The 19,619-nt window shown below is 55.0% G+C and carries 16 protein-coding genes; 2 read left to right on the plus strand and 14 right to left on the minus strand.

From position 1 onward, the window contains the following. The first annotated feature begins 293 nt into the window (after positions 1-293). Positions 294-557 carry a 30S ribosomal protein S20 gene (rpsT, locus tag LBW88_RS10195; RefSeq protein ID WP_034826107.1) on the plus strand — a complete coding sequence of 88 codons (264 nt, stop codon included), beginning with the start codon at positions 294-296 and terminating at the stop codon, positions 555-557. 52 nt (positions 558-609) lie between these two features. Here the strand turns inward: rpsT and nhaR are convergent, their stop codons facing one another. The 7 genes from nhaR to tal form a co-directional block, all read right to left on the minus strand. Next, complete coding sequence (gene nhaR, locus LBW88_RS10200; RefSeq protein WP_224932452.1) at positions 610-1,512, minus strand: transcriptional activator NhaR; 903 nt, start codon at positions 1,510-1,512, stop codon at positions 610-612. 33 nt (positions 1,513-1,545) lie between these two features. Then, positions 1,546-2,724 (minus strand): Na+/H+ antiporter NhaA, encoded by a 1,179-nt coding sequence (gene nhaA, locus LBW88_RS10205; RefSeq protein ID WP_224932451.1) that lies wholly within the window; start codon positions 2,722-2,724, stop codon positions 1,546-1,548. A 167-nt stretch (positions 2,725-2,891) separates the two neighbouring features. Then, the gene (gene dnaJ, locus LBW88_RS10210; protein WP_224932450.1) at positions 2,892-4,037 is read right to left on the minus strand and encodes a molecular chaperone DnaJ; all 1,146 of its coding nucleotides are present in this window, start codon (positions 4,035-4,037) and stop codon (positions 2,892-2,894) included. Between the two features lie 103 nt (positions 4,038-4,140). Continuing rightward, complete coding sequence (dnaK, locus tag LBW88_RS10215; protein WP_224932449.1) at positions 4,141-6,051, minus strand: molecular chaperone DnaK; 1,911 nt, start codon at positions 6,049-6,051, stop codon at positions 4,141-4,143. Between the two features lie 212 nt (positions 6,052-6,263). Next, positions 6,264-7,565: an MFS transporter gene (locus LBW88_RS10220; RefSeq protein ID WP_224932448.1), complete on the minus strand. Its 1,302-nt coding sequence runs from the start codon at positions 7,563-7,565 to the stop codon at positions 6,264-6,266. Positions 7,566-7,678: 113 nt separating this feature from the next. Then, positions 7,679-8,266 carry a molybdopterin adenylyltransferase gene (mog, locus tag LBW88_RS10225; RefSeq protein WP_224932447.1) on the minus strand — a complete coding sequence of 196 codons (588 nt, stop codon included), beginning with the start codon at positions 8,264-8,266 and terminating at the stop codon, positions 7,679-7,681. Positions 8,267-8,389: 123 nt separating this feature from the next. After that, positions 8,390-9,343 (minus strand): transaldolase, encoded by a 954-nt coding sequence (gene tal / locus LBW88_RS10230; RefSeq protein ID WP_061718163.1) that lies wholly within the window; start codon positions 9,341-9,343, stop codon positions 8,390-8,392. A gap of 213 nt (positions 9,344-9,556) precedes the next feature. Here tal and yaaA point away from each other — a divergent pair, with 213 nt between their 5' ends. Next, on the plus strand, positions 9,557-10,330 hold the full coding sequence (yaaA, locus tag LBW88_RS10235) for a peroxide stress protein YaaA (RefSeq protein ID WP_224932446.1): 774 nt from the start codon (positions 9,557-9,559) through the stop codon (positions 10,328-10,330). 103 nt (positions 10,331-10,433) lie between these two features. Here the strand turns inward: yaaA and tssE are convergent, their stop codons facing one another. From tssE to LBW88_RS10270, 7 genes are all read right to left on the minus strand, one after another. Beyond that, positions 10,434-10,859 (minus strand): type VI secretion system baseplate subunit TssE, encoded by a 426-nt coding sequence (tssE, locus tag LBW88_RS10240; RefSeq protein WP_182059038.1) that lies wholly within the window; start codon positions 10,857-10,859, stop codon positions 10,434-10,436. Between the two features lie 2 nt (positions 10,860-10,861). After that, positions 10,862-11,386 (minus strand): type VI secretion system lipoprotein TssJ, encoded by a 525-nt coding sequence (gene tssJ, locus LBW88_RS10245; RefSeq protein WP_224932445.1) that lies wholly within the window; start codon positions 11,384-11,386, stop codon positions 10,862-10,864. After that, entirely contained in the window at positions 11,367-12,446 is a 1,080-nt protein-coding gene (gene tssG / locus LBW88_RS10250; protein WP_034827130.1) for a type VI secretion system baseplate subunit TssG, read from the minus strand. Before tssG ends, tssJ begins: the two co-directional genes overlap by 20 nt. After that, complete coding sequence (gene tssF / locus LBW88_RS10255) at positions 12,410-14,179, minus strand: type VI secretion system baseplate subunit TssF (RefSeq protein ID WP_200574587.1); 1,770 nt, start codon at positions 14,177-14,179, stop codon at positions 12,410-12,412. Before tssF ends, tssG begins: the two co-directional genes overlap by 37 nt. 25 nt (positions 14,180-14,204) lie before the next feature. Then, positions 14,205-15,797: a type VI secretion system protein TssA gene (tssA, locus tag LBW88_RS10260; RefSeq protein ID WP_224932556.1), complete on the minus strand. Its 1,593-nt coding sequence runs from the start codon at positions 15,795-15,797 to the stop codon at positions 14,205-14,207. 87 nt (positions 15,798-15,884) lie between these two features. Beyond that, positions 15,885-16,454, minus strand: a complete 570-nt coding sequence (locus LBW88_RS10265) for a DUF3592 domain-containing protein (protein WP_320442553.1) — start codon at positions 16,452-16,454, stop codon at positions 15,885-15,887. Between the two features lie 3 nt (positions 16,455-16,457). Continuing rightward, positions 16,458-19,610, minus strand: coding sequence for an ImcF-related family protein (locus LBW88_RS10270; RefSeq protein ID WP_224932444.1), 3,153 nt, complete (start codon positions 19,608-19,610; stop codon positions 16,458-16,460). Between the last annotated feature and the right edge of the window lie 9 nt (positions 19,611-19,619).

Below are 19,619 nucleotides of genomic sequence, written 5' to 3' on the forward strand. Positions count from 1 at the left end.
GCGGATTATACCCTTGAATGGCCTTCAGGTTAACCCGTCTGCGTGCCTTTCCTGCGTATGGTGCGGCTTAAAGCGCACGCAACCCCTTGCTCAGGCAGGTAATGAAGATTTTTAGTGCGAAATACTGTATTCAGCGGCGTGTTGCTGGTAGAATCCTGCGCCATCAATTACGTAATCAAGTGCCGTTGCTAAAACGACGCTTATTTGCACAAATCCATTGACAAAAGAAGGCGCAAAAGGCATAGTCCTCGGCCTTTGATTTGTCCATATAGATCACATTTGGGAGTTGGACCTTGGCTAATATCAAATCAGCTAAGAAACGCGCCGTAACATCTGAGAAACGTCGCAAGCATAACGCGAGCAACCGTTCAATGATGCGTACTTTCATCAAGAAAGTATACGCGGCTATCGCAACAGGCGACAAAGCTGCTGCGCAGAACGCATTCAACGAAATGCAACCAATCGTGGACCGTCAGGCTGCTAAAGGTCTGATCCACAAAAACAAAGCTGCACGCCATAAAGCAAACCTGGCTGCTCAGATCACCAAACTGGCTTAATCGCCTGTTAGGTTATCGCTTTGTCGAAAGAACCGGCGCTTAGCCGGTTTTTTTATGCCTGCAATTTGGCATTAAACAGTGCGCTGAAATCACGATTACAAATGCGCTGTACCGCCGGATGTTGAATCATACGCTCGGCAAAAATCACGTGGTACTCTTCCATGACCGCCTCCAGACGCCCTATTTCACAAATCGTATCGTCACGATAGATCTCCGCTCCGTATAACGTCGGCGCAACGAAAATCGCGTTGTTCTGCGCACCAAAAGCCTTCATCAGGGCGGCATCATCAAACTCGCCAAGAATATCGATCTGCAACCCCTGGCTGTGAATCCAGTTCAGCAGCTTGCGGCCCAGCATCGACCGCCGTCCAGGAATTAACAGGCGACGCTGCTCTAAACACGCTGGAAAAGGACGATCAGGCAGCGGGGCGTTGCACCAGAAGCTAATCGGACATTCGCCGAGTTTCACTGAGAACAAACCTTCCTGCTGAGTAGAGTCGATTGGGCAATCCGATACAATCATATCGAGCTTGTGCTGACTCAGTTGCTCCAACAACATCTCGTGCGTTGACTCGAAACAGCGCAGATGAATTTTCTCTTCCGCCACCACGGCCGCTTCAAGCACTTTGCTCACCAGTGGTTTCGATAATGCATCCGCCACCCCCACATCGAACAACAAATGTGACTCTTTGCGATAGTTAACGATATCCAGCATCTCCTGGCTGAGCATGAACATGCGATCGGCGTAGCGAAACACCAGCTGCCCGAGTTCATTGGGCACCAAACCACGCCCCTGGCGACGGAACAGCACGCCCCCCAGTTGCTCTTCCAGTGCTTTAATCTGCCCCGTCACCGTTTGTGGCGTCAGGCACAGGACATCAGCGGCGCGCACCACGGAGCCGGTTTTGCACACCTGCCAGAAATAGTAGAGATGATTGAAATTGAGCTGATTCATTATAAAAAAGGAGGCTTACGCCCCCTTCCCTGTTTATCGCAGTTTGATACGCAGCAGCGTGTAACCAATCACTGCGGACAGCACCGAGCCACTGAGGATACCGAGTTTCGAGAAGGTCACCAGTTGCTCATGTGCGGCGTCAAAGGCCAGCGAGCTGATGAAAATCGACATGGTGAAGCCAATACCGCACAGCACACCAATCGCCATGATGTCGCGTATGGCGGTGCCGTTCGGCAACACCGCCAGCCTCCACTTCACTGCCAGCCAGCAGAACAAGGTAATGCCCAGCGGTTTACCGATCAGCAAGCCGAGGATAATGCCCAGCGGCTCCGGTGACAGCACATCGCCGAAGGTAATGCCGCTTAAAGAGATACCAGCGTTAGCGAAAGCGAACAGTGGAAGAATCAGCCAGTTCACCCAGGGCATCAAACCATGTGCCAGATGTTCTGCAGGCGAATGGCCATCCTTCTCTTCCAGCGGCACGAAGAAGCCCACGATCACCCCTGCCAGCGTGGCATGCACGCCGGATTTGAGTACCGCCGTCCACAGCACCACACCCACTAGCATGTAAATCGCAATGTTACGCACACCGCAACGGTTTAATATCGCCAGCAATACGATTGCGCCGGCTGCGACGCTCAGCGACAGCACCGAGAGATCGCTGGTATAGAACAGCGCGATAATCACGATAGCGCCGAGGTCATCGATAATCGCCAGTGCCATCAGGAACACTTTCAACGCGGCGGGCACGCGGCTGCCGAGCAGCGCCAGGACGCCTAAAGCAAAGGCAATGTCAGTGGCGGTTGGGATTGCCCAGCCGTTACGAGCGATTTCATCAGCATGATTGAAACCGAAGAAAATCAGCCCGGGAACCACCATACCGCCGAGGGCGGCAATTACCGGGAAGATGGCACGGTCGCGACTGGCTAATTCACCAATCATCAGCTCACGCTTCACTTCAAGGCCGATTAACAAGAAGAACAATGCCATCAACGCATCATTGATCCACAGCAACAGGTTTTTGCTGATATCCAGTGCGCCAAAGCGAATTTGCACCGGCTCAGCGAGGAACGATTGATAACCTTGTGCGGTTTCTGCACTGTTGGCGAGAATCATCGCGGCAACAGCGGCAAGAATCAGCACGATGCCGTTGCTGGCATCACTCGCGATAAAGCTCTTCAGCAAGCTTCGAATACTACGGGGTTTGTTCACAACTCCTCCTGAGCAGGACAATTTTTAGCGGCTAGTTTAGCGGCGTAAATACCTCGTTAAAAGCAGCTTATGTCTCGTTTATGGATCGGGAATACCGATCTATTAAATCACAGACATAAAAAAAGCGGAGAGTTTCCTCTCCGCTTCATTATGGCTCGCTGACTCGATTAACGGGTCAGGTCGTCAAAGAACTTCTTCACGCCGTCGAAGAAGCTTTTGGAGCGCGGGCTGTTTTTCTCACCCAATGGGCCACCAAAGCTCTCTTCCAGCTCACGCAGTAAGGCTTTCTGTTTGTCGTTGAGGCTGACTGGGGTTTCCACCACCACACGACATAGCAAATCGCCCACCGCGCCACCGCGTACTGACTTCACGCCTTTACCGCGCATGCGGAACAGCTTGCCGGTTTGCGTTTCTGAAGGCACTTTCAGCTTCACGCGACCGTCCAGCGTCGGCACTTCAATCTCGCCGCCCAGTGCTGCCATCGCAAAGTTGATCGGCACTTCACAGTACAGGTTGTTATCTTCACGTTCGAAGATCGGGTGTTTCTTCACCGAGACCTGAACGTACAGATCGCCCGCTGGTGCGCCGTGTTCACCCGCTTCACCTTCGCCGCTCAGACGAATGCGATCGCCGGTATCCACACCTGCCGGGATTTTCACCGACAAGGTTTTCTGGCGCTCAACGCGGCCATGTCCATGACAGGCGTTGCACGGATCTTTGATCACCGAACCGCGACCGTGACAGGTCGGACACGCCTGCTGCACGGTGAAGAAGCCCTGGCGCATCTGCACCTGGCCTGCACCGTGACAGGTCGAACAGGTCTGTGGCTGCGTACCCGCTTTGGCACCGCTGCCGTGGCAGACATCACACTCTTCCAGGGTAGGAATGCGGATCTCTTTGGTCACGCCGCGTACCGCTTCTTCCAGCGACAGCTCCATGTTGTAGCGTAAATCGGCGCCACGGGCAGCACGCTGACGGCGTCCACCACCAAAGATATCGCCAAATACGTCGCCAAAGATATCGCTGAAGTCAGCACCGCCGCCGCCAAAGCCGCCGCCACCGAACCCACCACCGCCCATGCCACCCTGTTCGAAGGCTGCATGACCGTACTGGTCATAGGCCGCACGCTTTTGCGCATCGGTCAGGATTTCGTAGGCTTCTTTAATCTCTTTGAATTTCGCTTCGGCTTCTTTATTGTCCGGATTACGGTCCGGATGGTATTTCATCGCCAGGCGCTTGTAGGCCTTTTTGATTTCACGCTCATCTGCGGATTTAGAGACGCCTAAGATCTCGTATAAATCACTCTTAGCCATTTTGTTCTGCCCTTAACATGATCGCACGGGCGTGGAGAGATCTCCTACGCCCGTGCTGGTTTCAACGGCTGTCAGGCCAGCCGTCGCGCCCGGTCAGGGGCAATTATTTTTTGTCTTTAACTTCTTCGAATTCAGCGTCGACAACGTCGTCATCTTTCTTCGCTGAAGCGTCGCCAGCGTCTGCTGCGCCCGCCTGGCCTTGCTGCTGTGCCAGTTCCATCAGTTTGCTTGATACTTCCATCAGAGCCTGCATTTTGGCTTCGATTTCCGCTTTGTCTTCGCCTTTCAGCGCAGTGTTCAGCTCGGTCAGCGCAGACTCGATCGGTGCTTTGTCTTCAGCAGACAGTTTGTCACCGGCTTCGTCCAACTGCTTACGGGTGCTGTGAGAAATCTGATCACCCTGGTTGCGGGTCTGAACCAGCTCTTCGAACTTACGGTCAGACTCGGCGTTGGCTTCTGCGTCACGCACCATTTTTTCGATCTCTTCTTCGTTCAGACCTGAAGAAGCTTTGATGGTGATCTTCTGCTCTTTTCCGCTGTTTTTGTCTTTCGCAGACACGTGCAGGATACCATCGGCATCGATATCGAAGGTCACTTCGATCTGCGGCATACCGCGCGGTGCAGACTGGATACCGTCTAGGTTGAACTGGCCCAGTGATTTGTTATCACCTGAACGCTTACGCTCACCCTGCAGCACGTGAATAGTCACGGCAGACTGGTTATCTTCAGCCGTCGAGAACACCTGGCTGTGCTTGGTTGGGATGGTGGTGTTCTTGCTGATCAGCGAAGTCATCACGCCACCCATGGTTTCGATACCCAGCGACAGCGGGGTTACGTCCAGCAGCAGAACGTCTTTTACTTCACCGGCCAACACGCCGCCCTGAACCGCAGCACCGACAGCAACTGCTTCATCCGGGTTCACGTCTTTACGTGGCTCTTTACCAAAGAACTCAGTCACTTTGGCCTGAACCATTGGCATACGTGTCTGACCACCGACGAGGATTACGTCGTTGATGTCTGAAACAGACAGGCCAGCGTCCTGCAGAGCAACTTTCAGTGGCTCGATAGAACGGGTCACCAGATCTTCAACCAGTGATTCCAGTTTCGCACGGGTCACTTTGATGTTCAGGTGCTTAGGACCGGTCGCATCCGCCGTGATGTACGGCAGGTTAACGTCGGTCTGCTGAGCAGAAGACAGCTCAATTTTTGCTTTCTCAGCGGCTTCTTTCAGACGCTGCATCGCCAGCGGATCGTTGTGCAGATCGATGCCCTGGTCTTTCTTAAATTCTGCGACTAAGTAGTTGATCAGACGGCTATCGAAGTCTTCACCACCGAGGTGAGTATCACCGTTGGTTGCCAGAACTTCGAAGGTTTTCTCGCCATCAACTTCATCGATTTCGATGATAGAGATATCGAAAGTACCACCACCCAGGTCATATACCGCGATAGTGCGGTTGCCCTGACCTTTATCCAGACCGTAAGCCAGTGCCGCTGCGGTTGGTTCGTTGATGATACGTTTTACGTCCAGACCCGCGATACGGCCGGCATCTTTGGTTGCCTGACGCTGCGCATCGTTGAAGTAAGCTGGAACGGTGATAACCGCTTCAGTTACCGCTTCACCGAGGAAATCTTCCGCGGTTTTCTTCATCTTTTTCAGCACTTCAGCAGAGATCTGCGGCGGTGCCATTTTCTGGCCTTTCACGTCCAGCCATGCGTCACCGTTATCAGCGCCAGTGATTTTGTACGGCATGATTTTGATATCACGCTGCACTTCTTCGTCCTGGAAACGACGGCCAATCAGGCGTTTGATCGCGAACAGAGTGTTCTGCGGGTTAGTCACCGCCTGACGTTTAGCCGGCTGACCGACCAGAGTCTCGCCATCTTGTGTATATGCAATGATTGACGGTGTGGTGCGATCGCCTTCGGCGTTTTCAAGCACACGTGCTTTACCACCATCCATAACCGCAACACATGAATTGGTTGTACCCAAGTCAATACCAATAATCTTACCCATCTAAACGTCTCCCACTTAAATTCTTTGTCAATTAGCGTTGTTAGCAGATGTGCGGCCAAGCTGGCCTTTTTCAACTGCTGTGACAGGCTTTTTTTGCTGCCTGACATCACTCGATGACAAGTAAATGGGGCCGCTTCAGAGCGCATCAAGGGTTAAAACTAAAATAATTTTAAAAAAATGCGGAAAAGAAAAAGGCGCTTACGCGCCTTAAGTTAGACATTCACCTGATTGAGCAGCGTCGATCGCTGTTTTTCGCTCTGCAGCCACAGGCCAACCAGCAAGCCAATCAGCGCCAGCGCCAGCACATACCAGGCCGGTGCCATCGGCGTGAGTTGCATCATCAGCGTCACGCTAATCGGTGTCAGACCACCGAATATCGCATAGGCGACATTGTAGGAAAATGAGATGCCGGTGAAACGCACCGCCGCAGGGAACGCTTTGACCATCACAAAAGGCACCACGCCCACCACGCCAACACTCAATCCCGCCAGTCCGTACCAGACAAACAGCATCTCAGGCGAACCACCGAGTTGATGGAAGAAGTTCCAGCTGAAGATGGCCAGCAGCAACGAACCGCCTATCAGCGTTAACGCCGGGCCAAAGCGATCCACCAGCCAGCCAGCGATGACGCAGCCGAACAGCAACATAATGGTGGCGACGCTATTTGCTTGCAGGCTCAATGCCGCTGGGATGCCATGCTGTTTCTGCATCAACGTGGGTGCCATTAAAATCACCACCACAATGCAGGCCGAAAGCAACCACGTCAGCAGCATCGAAATCACAATGCCGCGCTTATGGCTGGCGAGGATGGTTTGCAGCGGTAGCTTGTCGGATAACGCTTTACGCTCCTGCATCTGCTTAAACACCGGCGTTTCATGCAACCAGCGGCGCAGATACATCGCCAGCAAGCCGAATAAGCCACCGAGGAAGAAAGGAATGCGCCAGCCGTGATCGCGAATTGCGGCAGGAGAAAGTGTGGTGTTGAGTACCGTTGCCACCAGCGACCCCAGCAAAATCCCCGCCGTTAAACCCGCCGTCAGCGTGCCGCAGGCGAAACCGATGCGCTTCTCCGGCACATGCTCAGCCACAAACACCCACGCGCCCGGCACCTCGCCACCAATCGCCGCGCCTTGCAGCACGCGCATCAGCAACATCAAAATCGGTGCCGCGATACCAATACTGGCGTAGGTTGGCAGTGCGCCCATTGCCAGCGTCGGCAGCGCCATCAGCAGAATGCTCAGGCTAAACATCTTCTTGCGTCCGACTTTGTCACCAAAGTGCGCCATCACGATGCCGCCCAGCGGACGCGCCAGATAACCGGCGGCGAAAATCGCGAAGGTCTGCACCTGACGCAGCCATTCCGGGATATCCGGAGGGAAAAACAGCTCGCCAATCACGGCAGCAAAGAAGACGAAGATAATGAAATCGTAGAATTCCAGCGCCCCGCCGAGGGCAGCCAGCGACAGGGTTTTATAATCCTGGCCGTTGAGACGGCGCGTTGTGTGTGCATCCATAGTCGTGCGGTATCCAGAGGCAAAGTCAGTATGGTTGTAAAGCTGGAGTTACTATACCGTCAATATTTCGCCACACCAGTACCGCTGAATTTTATGCCTGAAAACGGCGATTTTCAGACGTTTGTCTCACGCCTTGCGCTTTTGGGGCGAAATGCTGCTACCACTGCGGGGTTGGTTTCCACATATGGCCCTTCCAGCAACTGTAAACAATAAGGTACAGCAGCGAAGATGCCCGGCACTTTTACTGCACCATCTTCCGCTTTCAGCCCTTCCAGTGTCTCTTTTATGGATTTCGGCTGACCGGGCAGATTGAGGATCAGCGACTGTTTGCGGATCACGCCCACCTGACGCGAAAGGATCGCGGTTGGCACAAACTGCAGGCTGATTTGACGCATTTGTTCGCCAAAGCCCGGCATTTCACGATCGGCGACCGCTAAAGTGGCATCGGGTGTAACATCGCGGCGCGCTGGGCCGGTGCCGCCGGTGGTCAACACCAGGTTGCAGAACAGCTCATCGACCAGTTCGCAGATCGCCTGCTCAATCATCGGCTGCTCATCGGGCACCAGGCGGGTTTCGATTTCAAACGGTGTGGTGAGCGCGCTAGCAAGCCAGCTTTCCAGCGCCGGAATGCCCTGATCCTGATAAATGCCGTTAGCAGCACGATCGGAAACGGAAATTAATCCAATACGTAAAGTATCCATTAAGTTATCGCTGTGGTTGACCGCAATGCGGCAATTGAAGGGGAATGCGAAAAGGATAATACAAAGCGGAAGCGAGGGGAAAGCGTAAAACCGTGGCGACGGGTGTCGCCACGGACTATCACCTTACAGCAGTTCGGCGATCATCTTCTCAAGTTTGCCCTGGTCGATGGCAAAGTTGCGGATACCTTCAGCCAGCTTGGTCACAGCCATTGGATCCTGGTTGTGCTGCCAGAAGAACTCGGCTTCGGTCATTTTAGCTGGACGCGCTTTGACTTCACCGGTGTAGCTCAGCTTACGCTCAACAGTCCCTTCGCTCTCGGCCAGCTCTTTCAGCAGGCCCGGAGAGATGGTCAGGCGGTCGCAACCGGCCAGCTCAATGATTTCGCCGACGTTACGGAAGCTGGCACCCATTACCACGGTTTCATAACCGTGCTGTTTGTAATAGTTGTAGATTTCCGCCACAGACACCACGCCTGGATCTTCATGCGCAGCGTACTCTTTCTTGTCGGTGTTCTGCTTGTACCAGTCGAGGATACGGCCAACGAATGGAGAAATCAGGAACACGCCCGCTTCCGCACATGCACGCGCCTGCGCGAAGGAGAACAGCAGAGTCAGGTTACAGTTGATGCCTTCTTTTTCCAGCTGCTCAGCAGCACGGATGCCCTGCCAGGTTGAAGCCAGTTTGATCAGGATACGGTCGTTGCTGATGCCGGCATCGTTGTACAGTTTGATCAGGCTACGCGCCTTCGCGATGCTCGCTTCGGTGTCGTAAGAGAGACGTGCGTCAACTTCAGTTGAGATACGGCCTGGGATCAGTTTCAGAATTTCCAGACCAATGTTGACGGCCAGCTTGTCAGAAACCAGTGCCAGCTGCTCTTCTTTATTGCTGCTCTGCTGACGTGCCCAGGTGATGGCTTCGTCAATCAGTTTGCGGTATTCAGGGATTTGAGCGGCGTTGAGGATCAAAGAAGGGTTGGTGGTCGCATCTTGCGGCTGATAAAGCTTCATCGCCGCGATATCACCGGTGTCGGCGACCACAGTAGTCAGCTGACGCAAGGAAGTAAGTTTGTCCGTCATGGTTCTCTTTCTCTTAGGTTGACTGTCAGGGTGTAAAAGGCTGTTGGGATAATATCACGCACAATTCAGTGCGCAACATCACGAAGTGCCACATTACGATAGCGCTAACAAATGGGAGCGATTTGCCGATCCGTGCAGCTTTTTTGCTACACTCGTCGCAACTCAATTCCCACCAATCCCCTGTAAACAGGCGGGTCAACAAGGACAAACACGATGCTGATGGTTATCTCGCCAGCGAAGACACTGGATTTTGAAAGCCCGCTGGCGACTCAGCGCTTTACGCAGTCAACACTGTTAGAAAAGTCACAACAGCTGATCGATGTTGCGCGCGATCTCTCACCGGCGCAGATCGGATCGCTGATGGGCATCAGCGACAAACTGGCGCATCTGAATGCCGATCGCTTCAATCAATGGCAGCCGCCCTTCACGCTCGACAATGCCCGTCAGGCGATTCTGGCGTTTAAAGGTGACGTGTATACCGGCTTGCAGGCTGAGACGTTCAGTGAGGCGGATTTCGATTTCGCTCAGCAGCATCTGCGCATGCTGTCCGGTTTATACGGCGTGCTGCGTCCGCTGGATTTGATGCAGCCTTACCGTCTGGAAATGGGCATCAAGCTGGCCAACCCGGCAGCGAAAGATCTCTACGGTTTCTGGGGTGATTTACTGACGCAGAAGCTGAATGATGCGATGGCCGAACAAGGCGATGAGGTGCTGATCAACCTCGCGTCCGATGAGTACTTCAAAGCGGTGAAGCCGAAGCAACTCAACGGTGAGTTGATCAAGCCGGTGTTCCTCGATGAGAAGAACGGCAAGTTTAAAGTGATCAGTTTCTACGCCAAGAAAGCGCGTGGCCTGATGAGCCGCTATGTGATTCAGAACCGCCTGAGCAAGCCAGAGCAGCTGAAACAGTTTGATGTCGATGGTTATTTCTTTGTGGCTGATGAGAGCAAGGGTAACGAACTGGTGTTTAAGCGCCGCGAGCAATAGTCTGGCGTGCCATTTGGTGCACATGAAAATCAGGTCGCCCCAATGGCGACCTGAACTCATGACCGGCAGTTAACCGTAGCGGCGTGATTTATCACGCTTATCTCTAGCGCAAATGGCCTTTCTGCCGCAGATGACGTACCAGTACGCGGCCTTCGGGCATAAACTCGGTGCCAAAACGCACCAGTCCCACCTGCTTTAACTCAGCTTCTAACGTATAGCGCAGATGACCCGGCGTGCGTTGTTCCATCAAGGTCAGCTGCACCTCTTTAAGTCGGGGCTCATATTTCAGCAGTGTGTAGCGCAGGATCGCCATCAGCCGATGCGCGGTGGCGGGCAATCCCTGCAGAATCACGCTCATATCCGGCAGGCCATAATCGGGCAGATGCGCCAGCGATCCGGCGCGGCTATTGAGAATGCGCTGCATGTTATCCAGCACCGACAGGATCACCTGCTCCCGCTCATCCACCTGATTCAGATCCAACTCCCCCTCAAAGTTGAAGGAGAGCATTTCATACAGCGAAGGATTCATCGCTATTCCTTGTGCTTCAACGCTAAATCGCCATTGCCCAGCACGATCACCCGCGCATCATCAGCATCGAGATCGTCGCGATCCAGCACCAAACGCCAGCTATTCTTTTGTAAATCAGGCGAGCGGAACAAACCGACTACAGCGACGTATTTGGCTTCTTTATCCATCGGCACATCCAGTGACACGCTGCCGCCCGGCATGACGGTGACATCACGTTGCGCCAGCAGGTCGCCTTTTAGCGTGCTGTCCGCCTGGGTTAACAGCGTCTGATAATCGGCTTTATCGAACGCCTGACGATCCTTCAGCTGATAAACCCGCAGCAGCGTGGCGAGCGGTACATCACCTTCATCGCTGTTAACGCCGCTGCGTGTGGTGAAATCGAGATGCAGCGTGGTGATCTTCTTATAGAAGATGGATCGCGTCATTGAAGCCGTGCCTTCGGAAACGCTCTGCGTCAAACCACAACCGCTAAGCAGTGCTGCGCCAATCATCGTCACTGCCGCGAATTTAAAATTGATAACCGCCATCAATGGCCTCTCGTTGAACAGGATTAGGAGTCAGTCCCTGGTAGACATCCAGGTTTATCGTGATGTTGTCCGGCAGCGATGCTGGCTTGCGTTTGGCGCTGAAGCCCAGAATCGCGCTGCGCCCCAGCTGCACATGGTGGCGCTGCAGCCGGGCATCGGGCAGTACGCTGTGCGGTAACGTCAGCTGGAGTTTGGCACTGCAGCGCCAGCCAAGGTAAACCCGCAGCAGCACCAGCAGGTCGCTGTGCAGTTGACCGCCGGGCTGCCAGCCACGCGCTTCTTCGGCATCAGCGGTATAGAGCTTCAACAGCAGTTGGCTGTTGGCATCGACACCGACCTTGCCCAGCACCTGGCGTTGTGACAGTAAGGTGCGTTGCTGCGGATTAAACCCGGCGGGTTGCGCCAGCGGCACCGATTGCGGCCAGTGGGCGATCACCCGCGCGCGCGTATGCGGGGCCAGCAGCGTCACCAGCGACTGCACACCTTCTGCGGTACGTGTCGGCAATCGCATGGTGCTAAGGAGCGCAAGAAAGCGCGACATGGGCGTGGCGATCTTACGTGCCGATCCCGGAATACCCAGGCCGATCAACCCCAGTAAACACTGTGAGGTGGCATCGCTGCCGCCCGCTTCGTAGCTGGCGGGATAAGAGTATTTGCGCCAGATGCGATAGAACTGCGTCAGCATGCGGTGGTTAAAAATATCCAGAAAGCCTTCAATCGCCTGATGCCCTTCGCGGCGCTGGGCAATGTCATCGAGATAGCGCGTGGGCAGTGGCGAGTCCACGCCGTATAAGCCCAGGAAAGTGGTGCGCACCGAAGGCAACTGATCCGGTGTTTCACCCCACTCGACGCGTTTCATCTCACTGCTGGGAAAGCCCATACCCGGATGCGGCCGAAAGCGCAGCGGATCGTTGGCGGGCGATGAAGTCGATCCCAGTGGCGCAGTACCCGCACTGGCATTTTCCACCAGCTGACAGAAGCGATAAAAATTGGTTTTGTGGATCACCGGCGCGATCCGCGCAATCACCCCGGAATGCGCTGGCTGTGATTCTCTTTCCATCGCAGGCATCGTCCTCCAGGTTGCAAAATCAAAGTTAACTGATTGAAAAGATGGATATCAGCGTAACGTGCAAAGAACTGATTCAGCATCTCACCAAACAAGCAGATATCGCCCTCACCGCTAAAGCCATCACTGTTGAGGGTCACTTCAATATCCACGCCGCGCAGCAAGAAGCCCTGCTCAAAGCGCTGAATCAGATGGTGTTTCACTTCCACAATGGCTTCCAGACGGCGACGGTTCATCTCGCTGTCGGTCCAGTCATACAGCGCCAGCGTGCCGCGAAGCACCTCGGCGTTGTCCATCATGCTCAGGAAGTTTGATCCCAGATGACTCAGAATGCGCCAGTGAAAACGATCTTCTGCCGGGGGGTAACAAGGCAGCGTTGGCGCGCAAAGGTTTTGCACCCGCAGCGGCACCTGGGTGGTTTGCAATGCGGTATCGAGTAAGGTGCTGCGCAGCGCTTTGCGCGGTAACTGGCCGTTGGTGCCGGTGATGCGCAGCGACAGGGTTTCACCCGCCTGCTGCTTGTCATCCTCAAACGCGTCGCCACCGAGAATGATCCAGGTATCGTGCAAACCGGATGGCCCGCGTCGGACACGCGTGTGGAAATAACGCTCTGGCGCATTGTGCCGCAGCATCCCGCCACGATGGCGGAAGCTGGTGAAAGGCACATACTCCTGCTCGTTAGCACGCTTGGAGGATCGCACGGAGTCCACCGAGTAAATTTCGGTGTGCCCATCCTGCACGCGCAGTGGTCGCAGCAAGTACTCGTTTTCCAGCCCAGTGATGGTGAGAGGATCGGCATCCATCGTGAACAGATTCACCACGGGCACACAGTGCAGGCGGAAGCTGTCGCGGTTAAACGGCAGGTCATACTGCCAGTGCTCGCTCAACACAATGTCGATTTCGAACCACGGCAATGAGGCGGGCAGCAGCACCTGTTCGAGGCCATTAAGCGCCACAAACATAAACTTCTCGCGGAAGGTGAAGTATTCCAGCAGCAGCTGGTAACCGCTAAATGCGGTGTCGCTTTTCGGCCACAGACAATCCTCTGAGTCAAAGCCCTTTGGCGAAAAATATCCGTCCAGTCGACGGCGATCTGGCACTGGCTGGCCGGGGTAGCGCAGATAAATCGCGTGGGTTTGTCGGGTCAATGCCAGGTGCAATGCAGACGCTACGGGCGTATCGGCATTGAGATAGAGCGGCAAAGCGCTCAGATCCACTTCGCGCCAGTCGGCTAAGGCGCTGCAATCAAAACGCAGACGGATCATTGAACGTCCATCCGCCTCGGTTTGGAGTGAGGCATCGCTCAGCGTCAGCGGATTGATGGTCATGGGTTGCGTGGTGCGATAACGACAGCGCGTCCCTTTGCTGCCCACTGGTTGCGACATCACTTCAAAGCCGCTGTCGAGTGTTTCACTGACTTTCATCGCCCGGTGCTGCGGCGCCAGTTCAACAATCGACAGAGACGGAATGGTGCGCAGATAGTGCGGCCACAACAGGCTGACCAACCCTTCGGTGAGTTCTGGCAGGTCATCATCCAGCTTCTCTCTCAGGCGGCCCATCAAAAAGGCAAAGCCCTCAAACAGACGTTCCACGTAAGGGTCGCGGTCACCCACTTTGTCCAGATTCAGCATCGCGGCACGATCGGGATGCGCCTGGGCAAACTCGTGTGCAGCCTCTTTCAGATAACGCATTTCCGCTTCGTAGTAGCGCAGCGTTAAGTCATCCATGTAAACCTCATTGGTTCTTGTCGTATCAGGTGTTAAACAGCACCGCTGCCTGCACCGGGTCGATGGCGACCAGGCCCGCTAGCAGTGCGTCGATTTGTCTTGATAGCGCAGCTTTATCTCCTTCGCTGCGTTGCAGTTTCAGGCGCAACAGCTTTAGCAGACGTGCTTTCACCTCAAATAGCAGCGTGGGTTCCCACTGCTCCAGACGCAGCGACTGATCGCTCCGATCCAGCTCGCTCAACAGATGCTGTGCCATATCATTTTTGCCGCATGACTCCGCCACGCGCGCCATTAGCAATCGCTGCAACCAGCGCTCGCGACGTGTGCTGACCTCCGGCGCGTCACTGATCCAGCGCAGCGCCGCATCCAGGCCATCGCTATCGGCACGGGTCAGCGCCTCTTCTTCCAGCGCGGCGATGTCATAACCCGCGCCGCTGCTGACCACGCGCGTTTCCGGCTGCCAGCGCGGCTGATTACCCTGCACGTGCTGGGCAATCCACTGGCGCGTGGTGTCATCCGCGAAGGCGGTGCCATCGTTGAAGCGTTGATTTTCCAGCTCGGGTAAACGTTCAAGGAACATGCCGAGGTCGCGTTTGGCGATTTCCGCCCACTGCGAATAAGGATGGCCAGATTTACTCAGCGCCTGATTGGCATACCAGTGCAGATCCAGCCAAAAGTGATTCACGCCTTCGATAAACATGCGTTCCACCTGCTCCAGCAACTCCATCCAGCTCTGTTGCAGATGCAGGCGTTTCAACTGGGCGCGAAGTTCGCTACGCGGCGGGATCAGGCGTGTATTGCCGCTGCTATCCTGTGCCGGAAGTTGATGCACCGTATCCCAACGCACGCTGCGCATCATGCGTGAACTGGCTAGCCAGCCCTGCGGTTGGTCGCGCAGGTAACGGGTCAGTTCTCGCGCCTGATCGATCAGATCACGGCCCGACTGAATCCGGGTCACGGCAACCGGTGCACTCTGCACTGCCGCCGCCGATGACTCCGTGGTGGGTGCCCCCTGCGGGCTTTGCTGGCTGGCACCGCCCGCCAGTTGCAGACGGGTTTCCAGCATTTTGACCAGCCCATCCAGATCGGGCTGATTGGTGACATCCCACGTTGCAAACTGGCTGTTGAGCAGACCGAGGGCGGCGATGGCTTGTTCAATTGCCTCACGATTGGCCTCGGGAAACAGCGAAAGGCTGTCCTGTACTTTGCTCCCCGCCAACCACTCCAGCGCGGCCTTACGGCTTTTGCCTCTGGCCGGCAGCAGTTGCTCACCGAAGTTTGCCACCAGACCCGACAGCAGCGTGATGCCTGCCGCCAGTCCGGCATCGCCCTCCTGATGCAATCTCGCCCAGCAGTAATAGGTGGCGACACGGACATCCTTGCACTGTTGCGTCAGCTGTTTTTCTGCCAGCTGGGCGATCAGTGCGGTATCCACGCCAGAGAGTTTGTTGACCTCTTCGCGCATTAGCTGGAAATCATCTTCATACGAAGGATCTTCACCAACGGGAGAGGATGCGCTAATGGGCTGCAGCCACGGCTGCCACGCTGCAAGCTGCTGTTGCGCCTGTTGATCGGCATCGCGCTGCCCGAAGCAGCGTTGAATCAGTTTTTGTAACATCATGATGGTGTTTAATCTGAAGAGGTGGATAGCGGCTCGCAAACCGCCGCGTTCGTTGATAACCGCTCGTGCAGACGATGGCGGCGATTATGATGACGCGCTGCTGTCAGGATTGGGCGCTCTGATATGGTGACGCGTAGCCAGCATCACTCTGACCAGAAACACAACAAGCAGCAGTAAGCCTGCCAGCATCACTAATTCGCCGGAAAACGACAGCATGCGCGCATTTTCAGGGTGTTGTGGATCATAGTAGAGGGTGACACGATTGCCGCGTTGAACGCTGACGAGCCAACTGTAATTACTCGTTTTGACACGCCGGAGCTGACCGTCTGCCGAGCGATATTCCACAATCGGGATACGAGTGACGCGCTCTGAGCCAAAGTAACAGACGCCATTTTCGCAGGAGTAATCGCCGTCGCTTTTTGTCTTCCAGCGCGTCCTTTCAATGTAATCGACAATCACACCTTCGGTTTTCTGCCAGTACATCATTTGGTGCCATGAGTGCCAAAGCCCCCTCAAGCCAAAAAAGCTGAAAAACACGATGCCTATCAGTGCGCCAAAAAAGATCCCGCGCATAATGCGCAGATCTATACGCTGCTCGCGCTGCTTCCGCTTTAGCCACTTACGGCGCACACGTTTTCTTGTGGATTTGTTCATGGATTACAAAAAGATCTGCTGAGGTAATCGGAATCCTTTCAGCGCCAGCAGCGCTAACGGGCCGGAACCGGCTTCAGTGCGAAGAATGTAATTCAACGGCAAGCCATCCTGTGCGGCGAAGGTCAACTGATAGCGGCTGCTATCGAGTTGCTTCACCGTGGCGCGATCCAGCAAGCGAATCAGCCCCCAGCTTCCCTGATAATCGGCATACTGGCGACTCCCGGCGTTAACACTCGACCAGTTAAGCAATACGCCAGGCTTGAAGACATTGCCCGGCCAGCTCACCGCGCTCCAGCTCTCCATCTGGTTGAAATATTTGATGTCCTGTCCATCAATGGTGATGTCGGTCTGTACTACATTGCGTGAAGGGCGTGCCATCAGCTCAAATCGCATTCCCGCATCACCGCTGGCAAACAGAATGTCAGAAAGCGCACTGAGTTGGTTCACCGCTTTCAGGAAGTCCGGGTTGATTTGCATGCCCTGGCTGTTGATGGCATCCGGCACCCACTGGTTGCCTTCTTTGTGCAATACACCGCTCAATCGCGATTTGATAAAGGCATCGATACGCCCGGTGTCACTGCGCAGGTATTTCGCCAACAGCGGCAGGGAGGCATCACTTTGGGTGGCATTAAACGGATAGCGCCCGGCAAATGACTTCTCCCACTCGCTGACAATCGATTGCTGCCACTGGCTATTCAGACTTTCCGAAGTCGGTGACAGCACCTGCTGCCAGGCCTGCTCCAGCGGACGCACAAAGACATTGTCACCAAAGCCATTCCACTCCTGACCGAGGCTGGCTGACATCAGACTGCCGTAATCACGGGTGTCTGCCAAATCCCCCGATTTCCCCTGAAACACGCTTTGAGCAAGTGACTGCGCCATGGCCTGCGGATCGGCCGCGTTGGTAATCTGCTGCAGTTTCAGACGTACACGATTCACACGCGTCATAAAGGTTTGCAAGCTGAGGTTATTGTTGCCCTGCCCGCCCGCATCGCCCTTGCTTAGCGCAAACAGCGGTCCAAACGTGGCTGCCAACGGTTCTGGCAACGTGGTTGGCGCTTTGCCTGCGGCGTCATCGGCGCTAAACAGTGTCTTATTGTCAGGAGCCAGCGCTTCACCCGCTCTTGCCTGGTACTGCACGGTACTCATCAACGCCACCAGTGGGGACTGGCGCGCATCGGTCATCAATGTCATCTGGTCAATGGCATCAGCGAGGTTCTCCGCACTGTTCCAACGCAGGCTGTTGAGGAAATGCTGCCAGGCATCCGCGTAATCAATGAAGTAGCGCTGAGTGAGTCTCGCTTGTAGCGCCTGAGGCGACAAGTCATCCGCTGCTGCCGCGGTGTTATCACTCAGCACCCAATCGAAGGCTTCCCGACGCTGATCGACCAGTTTGGCAATAGCAGCCTTCACTTGTTGATCCCAGGCCTGGCGCGTAAACACCCCTGGTACGACGTCATCGGTGGTGAACAGTGCGGCGGCATCAGTATCGCCAACCATCTGGTTCAGAGTCATGTCGCTGAAGGCAGGAACGAGCTGATGCATCATCTGCTGATACAGCTTGTCTTCCAGACTACGTGCTGCAGTGGTGCGTAATAAGGTGCGACGCGCTGCGCTAATTTGACTGGCATCGGGTGTGATACGCCACGCCGGATGCTGCGGCAGATTCTGCGCATAGAAGCCATACAACGCCGGTGCGCTGCTGCGCCACAAGCCTGCATCAACTTCTGCACGTTCAGGCCAACTGCTCAATAAGGTCTTACTGAGAAACGCTGCATCACTCTTTTCTGGATGCGCCATCATCAGTAACGCTTTGAGATGGTTGTAATCACTGCGGCTAGCCACTTTTGGCATCGCGGCAAGTTGTTGCTCAAGATGGGATGCGGTGGCATCGCGCATCAATTCATTGTTACTGCGTGCATACCATGGCCAGATCGCGGCCAGTTGCTGGCGACTGCTATCGAGGCCAAAGCGTTGATACCAGGGTGCGCCCTGCGCGGCTTGATATTGCAAACGGGCAATCTGCTGCTGTAGTGCCAGCTGATGCAAAATATGCTGGTCCAATGAAGAATGAGGCTTCACCGCAGCCTGAGCCAGTAACTGGCTGCTGTTTATTTGATGGCGATTGGTGAGATAAGCGCCTAATGTGCCTGCGCCCCATAGCGCCGCTAAACTGATCACACCCCACTGTGCGGCTTTTTCCCACGCGACACCTAATCGACGAGCACTGCGATGAGGCACATCCGCCAACAGACTCTGCCAGCTGCCATTGGCTAACCAGCTATGAGCAGCCAGTGTGTGAGGGGTGGTTTGTGGCAGACTGAACATCACGCCTGCCAGTGGCAAGCTGTGTGGCCCTGCCAGCAACGGCTGCAAGCTTTGTTTCAAACGCTGTGCACCGCTGCTCGCTAATTGCTGCGCCAGACGCAGCAGAAAATCGTGACTGTTATTCTGCATGATCTGCTGCATGCCATGGCGGCTAAGCTGCGGCGTCAAAGCTTGCAGCCCCTCACCCAGCGATTCCGGCGATGCGTTGTGAGCCAGCAAACAGCCTACCGGCTGGGTAATGCGTGCATCCTGCTGCCAATGGCTCTGCTGCACCTCCCACAGATAAAACGGTAGCTGCCAACCCAGGGCGCGATAGTGCTGGTGCAACTGGCGGCATACCGCATCAACCTGTGCCGACTGACGAGCCAGCTGATCGTCACTTACCCAGATCACCGCATCCAGCGGCTGGCGACGTAGCTTGCGTAGCGCGGCAATCTTGTCACTATCTGGTGCTGCTGTAGCGCTGCCCCCCCAAATCAGCACATTGCCCTCACCCTCCAGCCACTGCTGCTGTATCAACCCCGGCAACAGCTGTTCTACGTGCTGGCTTTCACCCAACACCATCAGCAGTTGGACACGACGTCCCCAGTTGCGGCCATAGCGGTAGTGAAGGTGCTGCTGCAGTTCACTCAGCGTTCCTGTGGGTCGCACACCTTCTGTGGCATGATCAGGTGTAAAGCGGTTGAAAAAATCGAGGGATGCCAGGCGAGATAAACCGAAGAGATTTAAACCATCGGCAATAATGATCAGCAGACATATCACCAATAACCCCAGACTGGCTTTAATTCTTTGGTTATCGTCGGTCAACGACACGAGCGGATTAGCCATCCAAATGGC

It is taken from the genome of Pantoea sp. alder81 (genome assembly GCF_020179835.1).
Taxonomy (GTDB): Bacteria; Pseudomonadota; Gammaproteobacteria; order Enterobacterales; family Enterobacteriaceae; genus Pantoea.